Source organism: Acinetobacter sp. 102, from assembly GCF_037028485.1.
GTDB lineage: Bacteria > Pseudomonadota > Gammaproteobacteria > Pseudomonadales > Moraxellaceae > Acinetobacter > Acinetobacter higginsii.
On record NZ_JAZEZK010000004.1, the window covers coordinates 17,780 to 32,052 of the forward strand.

At 41.7% G+C, this 14,273-nt stretch carries 17 protein-coding genes; 10 read left to right on the forward strand and 7 right to left on the reverse strand.

Features of this window, described 5'->3' with window-relative positions:
* Window positions 1-24 precede the first annotated feature (24 nt).
* The gene (gene radC / locus WA352_RS04945; protein ID WP_033133763.1) at window positions 25-747 is read right to left on the reverse strand and encodes a RadC family protein; all 723 of its coding nucleotides are present in this window, start codon (window positions 745-747) and stop codon (window positions 25-27) included.
* A gap of 196 nt (window positions 748-943) precedes the next feature.
* Here radC and coaBC point away from each other — a divergent pair, with 196 nt between their 5' ends.
* The 6 genes from coaBC to WA352_RS04975 all read left to right on the forward strand — a co-directional run bounded on the left by coaBC (window position 944) and on the right by WA352_RS04975 (window position 5,316).
* Complete coding sequence (gene coaBC / locus WA352_RS04950; protein ID WP_016543077.1) at window positions 944-2,200, forward strand: bifunctional phosphopantothenoylcysteine decarboxylase/phosphopantothenate--cysteine ligase CoaBC; 1,257 nt, start codon at window positions 944-946, stop codon at window positions 2,198-2,200.
* 154 nt (window positions 2,201-2,354) lie between these two features.
* Window positions 2,355-2,732 (forward strand): cytochrome b562, encoded by a 378-nt coding sequence (locus tag WA352_RS04955; RefSeq protein WP_033133764.1) that lies wholly within the window; start codon window positions 2,355-2,357, stop codon window positions 2,730-2,732.
* A gap of 169 nt (window positions 2,733-2,901) precedes the next feature.
* Window positions 2,902-3,747, forward strand: a complete 846-nt coding sequence (locus WA352_RS04960; RefSeq protein WP_033133798.1) for a methylated-DNA--[protein]-cysteine S-methyltransferase — start codon at window positions 2,902-2,904, stop codon at window positions 3,745-3,747.
* Window positions 3,734-4,471: a 2OG-Fe(II) oxygenase gene (locus tag WA352_RS04965; protein WP_033133765.1), complete on the forward strand. Its 738-nt coding sequence runs from the start codon at window positions 3,734-3,736 to the stop codon at window positions 4,469-4,471. The genes WA352_RS04960 and WA352_RS04965 overlap by 14 nt, the downstream gene beginning before the upstream one ends.
* A gap of 4 nt (window positions 4,472-4,475) precedes the next feature.
* Window positions 4,476-4,721, forward strand: a complete 246-nt coding sequence (locus WA352_RS04970) for an Ada metal-binding domain-containing protein (protein ID WP_033133766.1) — start codon at window positions 4,476-4,478, stop codon at window positions 4,719-4,721.
* A complete protein-coding gene (locus WA352_RS04975) occupies window positions 4,708-5,316 on the forward strand; it encodes an alpha-ketoglutarate-dependent dioxygenase AlkB family protein (RefSeq protein ID WP_033133767.1) in 609 nt (202 codons plus the stop codon). Before WA352_RS04970 ends, WA352_RS04975 begins: the two co-directional genes overlap by 14 nt.
* Before the next feature lie 12 nt (window positions 5,317-5,328).
* Here the strand turns inward: WA352_RS04975 and WA352_RS04980 are convergent, their stop codons facing one another.
* The 5 genes from WA352_RS04980 to rsgA all read right to left on the reverse strand — a co-directional run bounded on the left by WA352_RS04980 (window position 5,329) and on the right by rsgA (window position 8,238).
* Window positions 5,329-5,817, reverse strand: coding sequence for a hypothetical protein (locus WA352_RS04980; RefSeq protein ID WP_005319232.1), 489 nt, complete (start codon window positions 5,815-5,817; stop codon window positions 5,329-5,331).
* 88 nt (window positions 5,818-5,905) lie between these two features.
* The gene (secB, locus tag WA352_RS04985; RefSeq protein ID WP_004655889.1) at window positions 5,906-6,364 is read right to left on the reverse strand and encodes a protein-export chaperone SecB; all 459 of its coding nucleotides are present in this window, start codon (window positions 6,362-6,364) and stop codon (window positions 5,906-5,908) included.
* A 32-nt stretch (window positions 6,365-6,396) separates the two neighbouring features.
* The gene (gene grxC, locus WA352_RS04990) at window positions 6,397-6,657 is read right to left on the reverse strand and encodes a glutaredoxin 3 (protein WP_004804307.1); all 261 of its coding nucleotides are present in this window, start codon (window positions 6,655-6,657) and stop codon (window positions 6,397-6,399) included.
* An 11-nt stretch (window positions 6,658-6,668) separates the two neighbouring features.
* Window positions 6,669-7,085 carry a rhodanese-like domain-containing protein gene (locus tag WA352_RS04995; RefSeq protein WP_005319236.1) on the reverse strand — a complete coding sequence of 139 codons (417 nt, stop codon included), beginning with the start codon at window positions 7,083-7,085 and terminating at the stop codon, window positions 6,669-6,671.
* A 94-nt stretch (window positions 7,086-7,179) separates the two neighbouring features.
* Window positions 7,180-8,238, reverse strand: a complete 1,059-nt coding sequence (gene rsgA / locus WA352_RS05000) for a ribosome small subunit-dependent GTPase A (protein WP_005319238.1) — start codon at window positions 8,236-8,238, stop codon at window positions 7,180-7,182.
* 124 nt (window positions 8,239-8,362) lie between these two features.
* Here rsgA and orn point away from each other — a divergent pair, with 124 nt between their 5' ends.
* From orn to WA352_RS05020, 4 genes are all read left to right on the forward strand, one after another.
* Entirely contained in the window at window positions 8,363-8,923 is a 561-nt protein-coding gene (gene orn, locus WA352_RS05005; RefSeq protein ID WP_005184949.1) for an oligoribonuclease, read from the forward strand.
* Between the two features lie 125 nt (window positions 8,924-9,048).
* Window positions 9,049-9,783 carry a Bax inhibitor-1/YccA family protein gene (locus tag WA352_RS05010; protein ID WP_004804311.1) on the forward strand — a complete coding sequence of 245 codons (735 nt, stop codon included), beginning with the start codon at window positions 9,049-9,051 and terminating at the stop codon, window positions 9,781-9,783.
* Window positions 9,784-9,926: 143 nt separating this feature from the next.
* Window positions 9,927-10,730, forward strand: a complete 804-nt coding sequence (locus WA352_RS05015; RefSeq protein WP_241345574.1) for an enoyl-ACP reductase FabI — start codon at window positions 9,927-9,929, stop codon at window positions 10,728-10,730.
* 322 nt (window positions 10,731-11,052) lie between these two features.
* Window positions 11,053-12,819: a tetratricopeptide repeat protein gene (locus WA352_RS05020; protein WP_033133769.1), complete on the forward strand. Its 1,767-nt coding sequence runs from the start codon at window positions 11,053-11,055 to the stop codon at window positions 12,817-12,819.
* A gap of 57 nt (window positions 12,820-12,876) precedes the next feature.
* Here the strand turns inward: WA352_RS05020 and WA352_RS05025 are convergent, their stop codons facing one another.
* Window positions 12,877-14,265, reverse strand: coding sequence for an efflux transporter outer membrane subunit (locus tag WA352_RS05025; protein ID WP_033133770.1), 1,389 nt, complete (start codon window positions 14,263-14,265; stop codon window positions 12,877-12,879).
* Window positions 14,266-14,273: the final 8 nt, after the last annotated feature.

Below are 14,273 nucleotides of genomic sequence, written 5' to 3' on the forward strand. Positions count from 1 at the left end.
TATGTCTTGATATTCCTGTTTGATTTAAGCTTTGTCAAGGCGAGATTGCTTGGTTTTAATAGGGTTGAGTAGTTGTTGTTCAGAAAATGAAAAATAGCCTTCTGGTGAAATAATAAAATGATCGATCAAGTGAATTTCCAGCAGTTTACAGGCTTGTTTGAGCTGTTGGGTTAGATAAATATCTTCGGTCGAGGGTTGGGCAGTGCCATAGGGATGATTGTGTGCCACCACGATTTGACAGGCCTGTTGTTGCAGGGCATAGCGTAGGGTTTGATTCAGTGAAACAGCGCAGGAATGATGGGAGCCAAAGAACAGCTTTTTAAAATGCAATTTTCTGAGTTCGGCATCTAAACACAGCACCGCAAAAACTTCCTGTTTTTCACCTTGCAGTTCATAGCGTAAATAGTCGAGCACTAAGGTTGAAGTATCTAGACAAAGCCGTTGTTGCTGGAAATGATTATTCAGATAACGCCGTCCAAGTTCCTTTACCGCCATCAGCTGCGCATATTTGGTGGAGGCAATACCATTAAATTGTGATAAATCTTCAAAATTGGCATCAAATATCAAATTAAGTCCGCCAAAATGTTGAATCAAAAGACGCGCCAATTCCACCGCAGAGTGCTGTTTTGAGCCTGAACGCAGAAAAATCGCCAACAGTTCCGCATCGGATAAGCTTTGCGGTCCTTGGGATAAAAGTCGTTCTCTTGGGCGCTCTTGTTCAGGCCAAGTTTTAATAGATTGATTCAACCGTCAATTTCCTTTTGATTTTATTGTGATTATTTTTTTAACAGGCAAAAATAATTGCGCGTCTTTTCCTTTTATATTGCGTCATGTCAACACGATTTTCGATCATCGTCCGTGCTGAAATGTTGAGGGTGCTACTTGGGTATCCACTTATTTAATGCTATTGTGAGCGCCACTGCAACAGTAAGGTATCCTGTTTGTGAGCTTCGATCTAAGTGTTATTCCCCATAAAAACATTATATTAGCGGTTACAGGTGGTATTGCTGCCTATAAAAGTGCCATCTTGGTGCGCCGTTTAAAAGATTTCGGTTTTGATGTCCGTGTGGTCATGACCCATGGCGCACAAGCATTTATTACCCCACTTACTTTTCAAGCACTTTCAGGCAATCCTGTGCATACCGAATTGCTTGATCCTGAAGCCGAAGCAGGCATGGGACATATCGAATTGGCACGTTGGGCCGATTTGGTTCTGGTGGCACCTGCCAGCTGTGACAGCATTGCAAAATTTGCCAATGGCTTGGCAGATGATCTGCTCAGTACTTTATATCTGGCAACCAAAGCACCTGTATGGGTTGCACCTGCCATGAATCAGCAAATGTGGGCAGCAAAAGCGACACAGCGCAATTTGCAAACCTTGGTCGAAGATGGCGTTCATGTGATCATGCCAGATGCAGGCGAGCAAGCCTGTGGTGATGTGGGGTTAGGCCGTATGCCTGAGCCTGAAGATTTGGCTCGTCAAGTTGCAGCCTATTTCCATAAAGCACAACGTGCCTTGGCCGAAAAATTCGGTTTGTTAGCTGGAAAGCGCGTCACCATTACCGCTGGGCCAACGCGTGAAGCGATTGACCCTGTACGTTATATTTCTAACCACAGCACTGGCAAAATGGGCTTTGCTCTGGCAGCGGCGTGTTATGCAGCAGGGGCAAAAGTCACCTTGGTGGCAGGACCTGTCAGTTTGGATACACCGAATGGTGTGCAACGTATGAATGTCAGTTCTGCAATGCAGATGTTGGATGTCAGCATGAATCAGCTTAAAGAGGGCTGTGACATCTTTATCGCAACAGCAGCTGTGGCGGATTATCGTGTGGCACAAGTGGCTGAGCATAAGATTAAGAAAGCAGGTGATGAGCTCGCGGTGGCTTTGGTGAAAAATCCAGATATTGTAGCGACCATTGCACAGCAGGAACAACGTCCATTCATGGTTGGCTTTGCTGCTGAAACGCAAAATGTTGAAGAATACGCTGCGGGTAAACTGGTGGCGAAAAAACTGGACATGATTGCCTGTAATGATGTGTCACGTCCAGATATCGGTTTTGCCTCAGATGAAAATGCCATGACCGTGTTTTTTGCCCAGTCTTATCACATGAAAAAACGTGAGTTGGAAAAGGCATCAAAACAAGAGATTTCGCAGCAGTTGGTTGAGTCGATTGCCGATGCTTTACGCCGTCGCCTATAAAGTCTGAACCCGAACTTTTTTATCAAAATGCAACGATTCCGTTGCATTTTTTATGTATGCTAAATCAGCAATTGCCATTGGTGCTTTGAAGTCAAAGCACGATGTTTTGCATCAAGAAATTAAGCATAGCCACAGTTTTTGATAGGATATCCTAATGATTAAAAAAACTTTAGCCACCGTTGTGATGTTATCCGCGTTTGCATTTAGCCATACGGCAATGGCTGCGGGTTTAGAAGATGACATGAAAACGCTGGGCAAGAATTATAAAGCGTTTAACCAAGCTGCAACGCCACAGGCCGCTACAGTAGCTTTGGATAATATGCGTGCTGCTGCGACCCATTCAAAACAGTATAAATTGGCGCCGAATACCACTGAAAAAGTGCCAGCCTCTACCGCTTTATTTGACCAAATTATTGTAGAAATTGATAAAGCCAAATTGCTGGTTCAAGCGGGCAAGCTGGATGACGCCAAAAAGCAAGGCAAAAAGATTGCCGAGTTACGTGACCAAGGGCATAAGTATTACACCCACTAATATATAAGTGATAGGTGATAACATGATAGAGCCGTACTTCCAAGAAGTACGGCTTTTTTCATCGGGATTTGAGACGCTAGAAAGACAAAGCTGAGACTGAGCATGATTCAGATTTTCATGGAATGGCAAAGTTGCTACAGTGAAAACATGAATGATGAGAGGTGATGATATGTCCTCACAACAACGTAATTATGAGCGTATTGCTCAAGCGATTCAGTATATTCAACAGAACTTTCAGCAACAGCCACAATTGGATGAAGTCGCTGCACATATTCATTTAAGTCCTGCACATTTTCAGCGTTTATTTACTGAATGGGTCGGTACCAGTCCGAAAAAGTTTTTGCAATATATTAGTGTTGAGCATGCCAAGAAGATTTTAAAACAAGAGCAGGGCAGTATTTTTGATGCAACCTTTGCCACAGGACTGTCCAGTACCAGTCGATTGCACGATCTATTTATACAGATTGAAGGTATGACCCCAGCCGAATATAAACATGGTGGACAGAGCCTGACGATTCATTATCAATTCGCAGAGACCTTGTTTGGTGAAGTACTGATTGCATCCACACATAAAGGCATTTGTGCACTGAGTTTTGTGGACAATCAGGCTGATGCTTTGCAGCAATTAACAGCACAATTTCCTCAGGCTGAGTTTATTCAACAGAGCGATGCATTTCAACAAAGTGCGTTAGCCTTGTTTCAAAAAGAGCAACCACAATTGGCAGAGATTAAACTGCATTTAAAAGGCACCGAGTTTCAGCTTAAAGTATGGCAAAGTCTGCTCAAGATTCCGATGGGGCAGCTCTCTACCTATGGTGAGTTGGCCAAGGCAATTGAGCATCCCAAAGCTGCCCGAGCGGTCGGCACCGCTATTGGTAGTAATCCTGTGGCATTCCTGATCCCGTGTCATCGGGTGATTCAGTCTACAGGGGCTTTTGGTGGCTATGAGTGGGGAACATTGCGTAAAACAGCATTGATCGGTTGGGAAGGTGTGCAAACTCATGCAGCCATCTGAATTGACACAAATCCAAACCGTGATTGATAAGATTCAAACAGCGGATTGGGATGATATTACTGAGCAAATGCACCAACAGGGCTTTGCCCTGATTGAGCAGGTTCTATCGACCGAGCTATGTGAAATGCTGAAACAGTCATATCCACAAATTGAACTTTATCGTAAAACGGTAGAGATGCAGCGTTATCGTTTTGGTCAAGGTGAATATAAGTATTTTACTTATCCTTTGCCAAATTTGGTTGAGCGGATACGGCATGAGATCTATCCCTATTTGGTACCGATCGCGTATGCATGGTTTAGGGTGTTGAAGCTAGAAGGTTCATTTCCATCATCACATTCTGAATTTCTACAGCAGTGCCATCAACAGGGACAAACGTTGGCAACGCCACTGATTTTGAAATATGGACAAGGCGGCTTTAATACGCTTCATCAGGATTTATATGGTGAGGTGTATTTCCCGATACAGTTGGTGATTGTATTGAGTCAGCCGAATGTGGATTTTAGGGGCGGAGAACTGGTCTTCACCCAACAAACTCCTAGGGCTCAATCTAAGGCTATGGTGATGCAGCCACAGCAGGGTGATCTGTTGATTTTCACCACCCAATTTAAGCCTGAAAAAGGCAGTCAAGGCTATTATCGGGTGCAGATGAAACATGGTGTCAGCCCAATTCATCAAGGGGAGCGTTATAGCTTAGGCATCATTTTCCATGATGCGGTGAGTTAGTCTGATGTGGCGGCATCTAGAATTAACGCAGACCGAGCTGCATCTGAAACTAAAACAGCAGGAAATTTTGTATGCTGGAAACGTACAGCTTAAAATTTATGGCAGATTGACCTGTGCTTCAGGGAAGCGCATGCTGAGAAAGAATCGGGTATTTTTTGTCGATGAGCAAGAAGCAATTGCACAAGGTTTCCGACCGTGTGGACATTGTATGCAGCAAGCCTATAAGAAGTGGAAAGATGCAACTATTTGATATTGAAGCTGATCCAAAGCAGAATCATTTGCCTTATGACGGCACGGTACAGTACTACGGCAAAGTGGTGCAGACCGCGGCGGCAGATCATTATTTTGATCAACTGATGCAGACCATTGCATGGGAAAATGATCAGGCACTGATCTTTGGAAAGTTATTGACGACTAAACGTAAAGTAGCGTGGTATGGAGATCGACGCTTTGAATATACCTATTCCAATATGAATAAATATGCCTTGCCGTGGACACAGGAATTACTGGAGTTAAAACAACTGGCCGAAAATTTAACGGGGGAGACATTTAACTCTTGTTTGCTCAATCTTTATCATAGTGGTGAAGAGGGGATGGCTTGGCATAGCGATGGTGAAACGGATTTAAAAAAAGATGGCGCGATTGCCTCATTTAGTTTTGGTGCCGAGCGTAAATTCGCATTTAAACATAAGCAGAGCAAAGAAAAAGTCGAACTTTATTTAGAACATGGTAGCTTATTGGTGATGAAAGACACCACGCAGACCTATTGGTTGCATCGCCTACCGCCGACCAAAAAAGTCAGTATGGCACGGGTGAATCTGACTTTTAGAACCATTGTGGAATAAGGCTACTCAATATTAAACATAGTGATAGAGCTCAACATCTGAAAACGTTGCATTAAAAGCCTCAATCAGGTGATTAATCTGCTGAGTTTGGTCGGGAACCAGCATCCAATAAGGATTTTCATTCGAGATCAGCAGCAAGGCCAGACCATGTTGTTCTGCAACCGCATAGATATTGTCAAATAAAATCGCATAGATATGTTCAGCAAAATCAATTTCATTCTGCTGTTCTGGAGCGCTCTCTGCATATTCAGCGAAGACTTGTTCAACCTCAGCTTCAATACGATTATTCAGTTGTTCAATATCGACTTGGGCTTGTTGTAGTTGATAGCACTTGTCGGTGTCATTGTCATAGTATTCTTTTAACTCAACATATTGAATGTTGGAATGTAAGGTGTTGGCCCAATTGATAAATTGATGAAAATCGTGTGCATGAGCAGGATGAGGAACCTGTGTTAGTTCAGGAAAGACCTGTTGGCATAGCGGATAAAGTGTTGTGGTCATGGTTTATTCTCGTTTTATTCGGATCTTTTTTATTATGATAAAAAAACCACAGCAGTTGCTGTGGTTTTTTTGATTCAAGGCTAAAGCCTTATGCTTGACCTTGCGCATCTGCATCCGCTTGTAGGCGTTGCATGTTTGCTTCAAATTCAGCATCAAAGTTGATTGGTGTAAGCAGCAATTGCGGGAAGCTACCTTTAGTCACTAAATCATTGACCGCTTCACGTAAGAACGGGAACAAGATATTTGGGCAGTAAGCACCTAAGATGTATGGGAGGCGATCTTCTTCTACACCATCAACCAAGAAAATCCCTGATTGAGTTACATCAACGATGAACGCAGTTTCATTTTCGTTGTTTGCTTGAACCACAACTTTTAAAGACACTTCGTAGTGAGTTGGATCAATTTTTTCTGCTGCAGAAGATAAATTGATGTTCAGTTCAGGTTGCCATTGCTTGGTAAAAACTTGTGCACCTGGAACTTCAAAAGAAATGTCTTTGGTATAGATACGTTCTAACGCGAGTTGTGGTTGAACTTGTTCTTCGCTCATTGTTTTTCCTTAAATCTTGGATTTAGATGTTGTTAAGCTAATAATTGGTCGAGTTTCCCTTCACGCTCTAAAGCATAAAGTTGATCAAAACCGCCAATAAATTGGTCTTTGATAAAAATTTGCGGCACAGTACGGTGATTGGTACGTTGCATTAACTCAAGACGAACTTCTGGTGCTTCATTAGAAAGATTAATTTCTTTATAAGCAACGCCTTTACGCTCAAGTAATTGTTTTGCGCGTACGCAATATGGGCAAGAAAGCGTTGAATAAATGGTGACGTTTTGCGTAGTCATTTTATCTCTCCTTAAGCTTTGGTTTTGCTTTTCACTAAAGGTAAGCCTTGAGCTTTCCAGTTGCTAATACCGCCGTCTAAGCGGTAGCTGTCGGTATGACCAACTTTCTGCAATGCTGAGCCTGCAACCTGACCTAAGTTACAAATGAAGACCAGTGGACGATCACTTGCTTTTAATTCATCGATATGACTTGTAATCTGGCTGTATGGAATGTTACGACTGCCACTGATGTGTCCATCACGGAAATCTTTTCCATCACGTAAGTCGATCAAGATGGCATTTTTTGCCTTGACCAAAATACCTAGAGATTGTGGTGAAATTTTACGACCATTGCGTTGCCCTTCTAAAATAAAGAACAACACGATTAACACGCCGAGCGCACCAAATAAGAAGGGGTGATTCCCCATAAACTCTAACCAGCGTTCCACAAGTCACCTAAAGTTAAAATCAAAATTGACCCTGAGTATAACTTATCTCAATGGTGATCAAAATCTTTAGTTCAAGGGCAAGCAGCGAAGAAAATTAACTTTTTTGCTGTGCTTCCTGAATTTCATCCAGTAAACGTAAATAGCTGTCTAAACGGCGCGGCAAAATTTCGCCAGCATCAACCGCTTGTTTCAGCGCACAATTTTTCTCATGGGTATGGGTGCAGTTACGGAACTGGCATAGCCCTAAATGCGCTTCAATCTCTGGAAAACCGGTACGAACCTTTTCTAAACTGAGATGCCACAGCCCAAATTCACGGATTCCTGGGGAATCAATCAACGCACCGTTTGTTCCAAATTTAATCAAACGTGTCGATGTTGTTGTGTGCTGACCCAGTGCCGAGTTCTCAGAAATGATATTGGTTTTCTGGGCCGCATCGGGAACGATGGTATTGATCAGTGAGCTTTTTCCAACACCTGACTGCCCCACGAAAGCCACCGTTTCATTATCAATGCGGTTTGAAAGCACAGATAAGTCACCTTGCGAATGACAAATCAAGGTTTCATAACCTAAAGATTCATATTCACTGAGCAAGGTGAGAATCGGGTCATTTTCAGTCAGTAAATCTGATTTATTCAGGACTAACAGTGCTGGAATATTGGCATCGGCACAAGCGACCAGATAGCGGTCAATCAATGTGGGTGCAGGTTCTGGTAAAGGTGCAAATACAATCACAATCAAACTGATATTGGCTGCGACGGGTTTCACTTTGTGATAACGATCGGGGCGGGTCAGGAGCGATTGTCTTGGATAAATCGCGGTGATAATGCCTAAACCGGTAATCGGATCAGCCTGCCATTTAACTCGATCGCCTGTGACCAAAAGTTCTAGGTTGGTACGGGTATGACAACGCCAAACACTGTCGAGTTCAATCGGTTTCCAGAACGGTTCTGGCTCACCTTCAGCCACTTGTGGTTTTTCAGGGTGCTGTTCAGGCACAGATAAAGCTTGTACTTCGAGTTGACGACCATAATGCTGAACAACCAGTCCATCCAGATCTTGCGATGTGTCAATGTCGTCTTGACGTGATTTATGCTGTTTCTCAATACGACGCTGCTGTTGTTCGGTTAAACGACGCTTACGAATTAAAGCCATTCATATCCCAAAAAATCCACACTTTGAAGACCGCAAAAATAGCACGAAGCCACTATAGAATTACAGCCAAGATGTAATTAATTTGCTACTATTGATGTTTTTAAGCACTTTAGAATCGCCATCCATGAGTAGCACCCCTGATACACGATTAATTTGGATCGATCTGGAAATGACAGGTCTTGATACCGATAACGACAAGATTATTGAAATTGCAACAATTATTACAGATGACCATTTGAATATCTTGGCTGAAGGACCTGTTTTAGCGGTACATCAATCTGATTTGATTCTAAATGCGATGGATGAGTGGAATACCAAGCAACATGGCCAGTCGGGTCTGATTGAGCGGGTACGCCGTAGTAAACTTAAGGCTCAAGATGCTGAACAGCAAACCCTTGAGTTCTTAAAGAAATGGGTGAGTCCAAAATCATCACCAATGTGTGGTAACTCGATTTGCCAAGATCGCCGTTTCTTGCATCGTTTGATGCCTGAATTGGAACAATTCTTCCATTATCGTAATTTAGATGTGTCTTCGGTGAAAGAGTTAGCGAAACGCTGGAGACCTGAAATTATGAGTGGTTTAAAGAAAAATGCATCTCACTTGGCGATGGATGACATCCGTGATTCGATTGCAGAATTGAAATACTACCGCGAATACTTTTTTATCATGAATAACGATAAGTAATCGATTATTGGGTAATACATAAAAGGAGCTGAGGCTCCTTTTTTAATGCGTGAAAAAATTTGGGCTTGCTCAAAAAATCGCTTAAACTCGATGTTTAATTGCAAACTATAAAAAAGAGAGCGTACATGCAAAGTACTAACCCTATTTTAACACGGGTAGAAACCTATCAAGATTTGGCTGAGCCAATGACCATTCAGGGTGCGATTCAAAAATCCGTCCTGTTGACGGTGATTGCAGCTGTTTTAGGCATGGCCTTATTTTTCTACTGTGCGATGACAGCAAATCTTTCGATTGCCTATGCTGCAACAATTATTGGCGCAGTCGGTGGTTTAATCCTTGCCTTGATTACCACATTTAAATCCAATACTGCACCAGCTTTAGCCATTCCTTATGCCTTATTTGAAGGGGCGTTTTTAGGTGGCGTATCGTTTATTTTCCAGTTGAAATATCCAGGTGTTCCTTTACAAGCATTGCTTGCGACTTTCGTGACCACATTGGTTTTATTTGCCTTATATAAATTCCAAGTGATTCGTGCCACTGAAAAGTTTAAAGCGGTTGTGATTTCTGCCTCGATTGCCATTGCCTTGGTATTTGTGGTGCAAATCATTTTACGTTTGGCTTTTGGTTCAAGTATTCCTTATATCTTTGAAAGCAACTGGTTGGGTATTGGCTTTGCTGCCTTTGTTGCGGTGATTGCTTCATTAAATCTGATCTTGGATTTTGACTTGATTGAAAATGCGGCTGCACAACGCGCACCAAAAGCATTTGAATGGATCTGTGCCATCGCCTTATTGGCAACATTGGTGTGGATGTATTATTCATTCTTGCGTTTATTGAGTCTGTTACGCGGTGATGATTAAGTTCTGATCCAAGTAAAAAATACAAATCGTCTTCAAGTGGAGGCGATTTTTTTATGCAAGATTGTAAAAAAGATGGTTTATGCAATTCCGCAATGCGCTGATTATTGGCATCATGTGGTGAAAATTTTTCGAGTGAGAATAAGATGTCACAAGGACTTTTAGCTGGTAAACGTTTTTTAATTGCTGGTATTGCAAGTAAATTATCGATTGCTTTCGGTATTGCTTCTGCGTTACACCGTGAAGGTGCAGAGCTTGCGTTTACTTATCCAAATGAAAAGCTGAAAAAACGTGTCGATGATTTTGCAGCACAGTTTGGTTCAACACTGGTTTTTCCTTGTGATGTTGCTGTAGACGCAGAAATTGACGATGCTTTTGTTGAATTAGCAAAACACTGGGATGGTTTAGACGGTGTAGTGCATTCAATTGGTTTTGCACCAGCGCATACGCTTGATGGTGACTTTACTGACGTGACCGACCGTGATGGTTTTAAAATTGCACATGACATTAGTGCTTATAGCTTTATTGCGATGGCTCGTGCAGCGAAGCCATTATTACAAGCGCGCCAAGGTTGTTTGTTGACTTTGACTTATCAAGGTTCTGAGCGTGTGATGCCGAACTATAACGTGATGGGGATGGCAAAAGCATCACTTGAAGCGGGTGTTCGTTATTTAGCATCAAGCTTGGGTGTAGATGGTATTCGTGTCAATGCAATTTCTGCGGGTCCAATCCGTACTTTGGCAGCTTCAGGCATCAAGTCTTTCCGTAAAATGTTAGATGCCAATGAAAAGATTGCGCCGCTAAAACGTAATGTGACCATTGAAGAAGTGGGCAATGCAGCATTGTTCCTTTGCTCGCCATGGGCTTCGGGTATTACGGGTGAAATCATGTATGTTGATGGTGGTTTCAATACGGTTGGTATGAGCCAAAGCATGATGGATGATGAATAATTAGATTGCTCTAAATTATTTGATAAAGCCGCTTTTATAGCGGCTTTGTTTTTTAGCAACATAGTAGAATTCTAAAAATATAACTCATCTTTTGAACTCATTTATTATGTTTTTCTATACTGTTAAACCATTGTTGCATTTAAATTATATAGGGAAGTCAATTTCATTGGGGATTGTTTAATTTTAATTTAATATCTCATGCTACCTATTTAAATAGCTTTAGAATGAAAATAAATTAGATGAAATATTATTGTTCTAAGTTTCTGATAATGTAATATTTAGGTGGAATAAAATGAATAATTATTAATACTTAGGGGGAATAATGTTTTGGTTAATCGTCGTTTTTGTTGTTGCAATTATGATTTATTGGGGAGTAGACCGAATTGAAAAATCAGAAAAGCAAAAACAAAATACTCAATCAAGTTTGGAACATGAACTTCGACAACAACTTATAGATGCTGATATTGAATATACCGAGGAATCGTTACAGGCTCTAACGCAGAATTATCAAATTTATCACAGCGCATTTGCCTATTTTGATGGTGATGGCGTGCCACAAGATTATAAAAAAGCTTATGAACTCTGGTCTGAGGTCGCTGAAATTTTTCCCTTGTCGAATGTGTTAATGGGTACGATGTCACTGGATGGTTTAGTCGCTGAGAGAAATCCTAAACTTGCCTTGGAATATTTTCATAAAGCGTTGGAATTAAATGAAGAATGTCATGAAGCGATGTTTCAAATTGCTCGATTGTATGAGCTCGGAGAAGATGTTGTTCAAGACAACCAATACGCTTTTCAGTTGTATCAAAAAGCAGCTGATCTAGGTAATGTAGATGCTGAAAATCAGTTGGCGTGGGCTTTTTACGTCGGGTTGGGCGTTACTAAAAATCAGGTTAGGGCGTTTATTAAATGGTTGGCATTAGCCGAGAATGGACATGTAGATGCACAGCGATTAGTTGGAATCTGTTGTTATTTTACGGGGCATGGCACAAACCAAAATTTTGAACAAGCATTTTATTGGATCAAGCGTGCAGCTGAAAGTAATAACCTTGAGGCAATTGCAAATCTAGGTATGTTGTATATGTATGGCTTAGGAACCTCTGTTGATTTTTCGCAAGCTCAGCATTGGCTACAAAAGGCTGTTGATCAAGGGCATATACAAGCCACAATTGATCTAGGTAGTGCATTGCTAATGGAAAATGACTTGGATAGGGAAAATGTTCAACGTGCAATTGTATTATGGGAGAGCATGCTTGACACAGAAGGTCATCAGCAAGTTATAGATAACTTAGGTTTATTATATTTATATGGTTGTCAAAGCATTCAACCAAATGCACATAAGGCGTTCCCTTATTTACAGCAAAGTGCTGAGTTAGGTAGCTTGGCTGGTTCTGTTGGCTATGCAGTATGTTTGGTTGAACTTGAGCCTAGCCCCGAGAATATCCAAAAAGCACAAGGATATATTCAGAAAACATTGCTTGATTTAGAACAGTTCCAAAGTTCTGATATTTCTCAACAATCGATACTGAATTTATTGGGGTTGGTATATATTGAAGGAAAAGTTTTTGACAAAGATATCCATAAAGCACTGGACTATTTTGAAAGAGCCGCGCAATTCAATCATCCTTCATCACAATATCGACTCGCAACACTTTATGCAGAAGGCGTAGATGTTCATCAAAATGATGACAAAGCATTTTTCTGGTATCAAAAAGCAGCGCATGCTGGTGTGATCGAAGCACAAAATAATCTAGGGGCATTCTATGCTTTAGGGCGTGGTGTAACTCAGGATTATGAACAAGCCTGTTATTGGTTCATACAAGCAATGCAAAAAGGGGATGCTTCTGCAATCAATAATATGGGAGAAATGTATGAAAATGGATATGGAGTAGAGCAGAATTATTCAGAAGCTTTTACCTTATTCGAGCAAGCAAATAAGAAAGGCAATATCGACAGTAGTTTTAATCTTGGCAATCTTTATTACTATGGTCGTGGGGTTTTAGCAGACCAAGAAAAGGCGAAAAGCTATTATCAGCAAGCCGCATCTCAAGGTTTTGAAAAAGCGATACAGCAATTAGAACGCTTATGAAGAATATAAAGCCGATATTGAGTATTTAAAATATCGGCTTTATACGTTTAGATGGGATTACTCTTTAACAGGGCTTCCACCCATGGCTTGCATTAATGTCACATAGGCATTGTATTGATTCTGCTTGGTTTCCACCAAGCTGAGTCGTGCATTACGTGTGGTTTCCTGCGCATCCAGTAAGTTCTTTAATGCAATCGCACCATTGCGATAACGCACTTCGGTTAAACGTTCTGTCTTATCTGCCAGCTCGACATTACGTTGCTGTAACTGTACTTGCTGATTCAGTTGAGTGCGATTAGATAGCGCATTTTCCACATCGGCAAAAGCTTGATACAGCGTTTGACGGTATTGGGTAATGGCTTTTTCATACTCAAGATCACTGATCGCAATGTCTTTCTTCATATCATTATATTGAAGAAAGGGTAGGCTAAGGCTCGCACCGAGTGTCAAAGCAGGGTTCTTTAACAGTTGAGTCAAAGACGTGCTTGAAGAACCAACATTCCCAGTCAAATTGATTGAAGGGTAATAGCTGGCTTTAGTTGCATCTTTATTTGCTAAAGTCTTGCGTAGGCGTAGCTCAGATGCTTGTAGGTCTGGGCGACGCGATAAAATATCAGCAGGGAGTCCGACCGCGATATTTGGTAGAGCATTGCGAGGTAACTGTGCAGGTTCTTGAATATTCAGTTGTTGTACAGGTTCATGCAACAGGACTGCAAGGGCAGTACGTGCTTCAACACGCTGCTGTTCAATCTGACTGAGACTGGCTTTTTGGCTTTGCACTGATTGTTCAGCTTGGGTGAGGTCCAAACCAGATACTGCACCTGCTTTATATTGCGACTGTACCAAAGAGTAGGTTTTTTGAGTTGAGGCGAGATTCTGCTGAATAGTTTGATAGCGTTCATTCAGATAGCCCAACTGCCAATACAGTTTTGCTGTTGTGCCAACTAGACTTTGTGCTGTCGCTTGTAAATCTTGCTCAGTGGCTAAAGCTTCCCATCGGCTTGCTTCGGTTTGACTGGCAAGCTTACCAAATAAATCGAGTTCATAGCTGACGCCTACGCTGGTCGATAAACCACGGTCAGAGCCATCGCCAGAACGCAGATCATAATTATGACCCGCAGAGACACTTGAACTGGTTCGAATCCCTTGTTTATTTTCAGCGAGACCTGCTTGTAGTCGGGCTTGTTGCAGGGTGATGCCTGCGACACTTAAGTCGCTATTTTTAGCCAACACTTGATCGACCAATTGATTCAACTGGGTATCGTTAAATAGCGTCCACCATTGATCAGTTAAATTGATACTTTTACTTTTTTGTGCATTGTACTGGAACTGTTGCGGCACTTGGACGGTTGGTGCGTTATAGGGTGTTTTGACGACAGCAGAACAGCCAGCTAAGGAACCAGTGAGTACCAGTGCAAGTCCTAATTTTGTGAATTGAAAAGACATACTCAAAT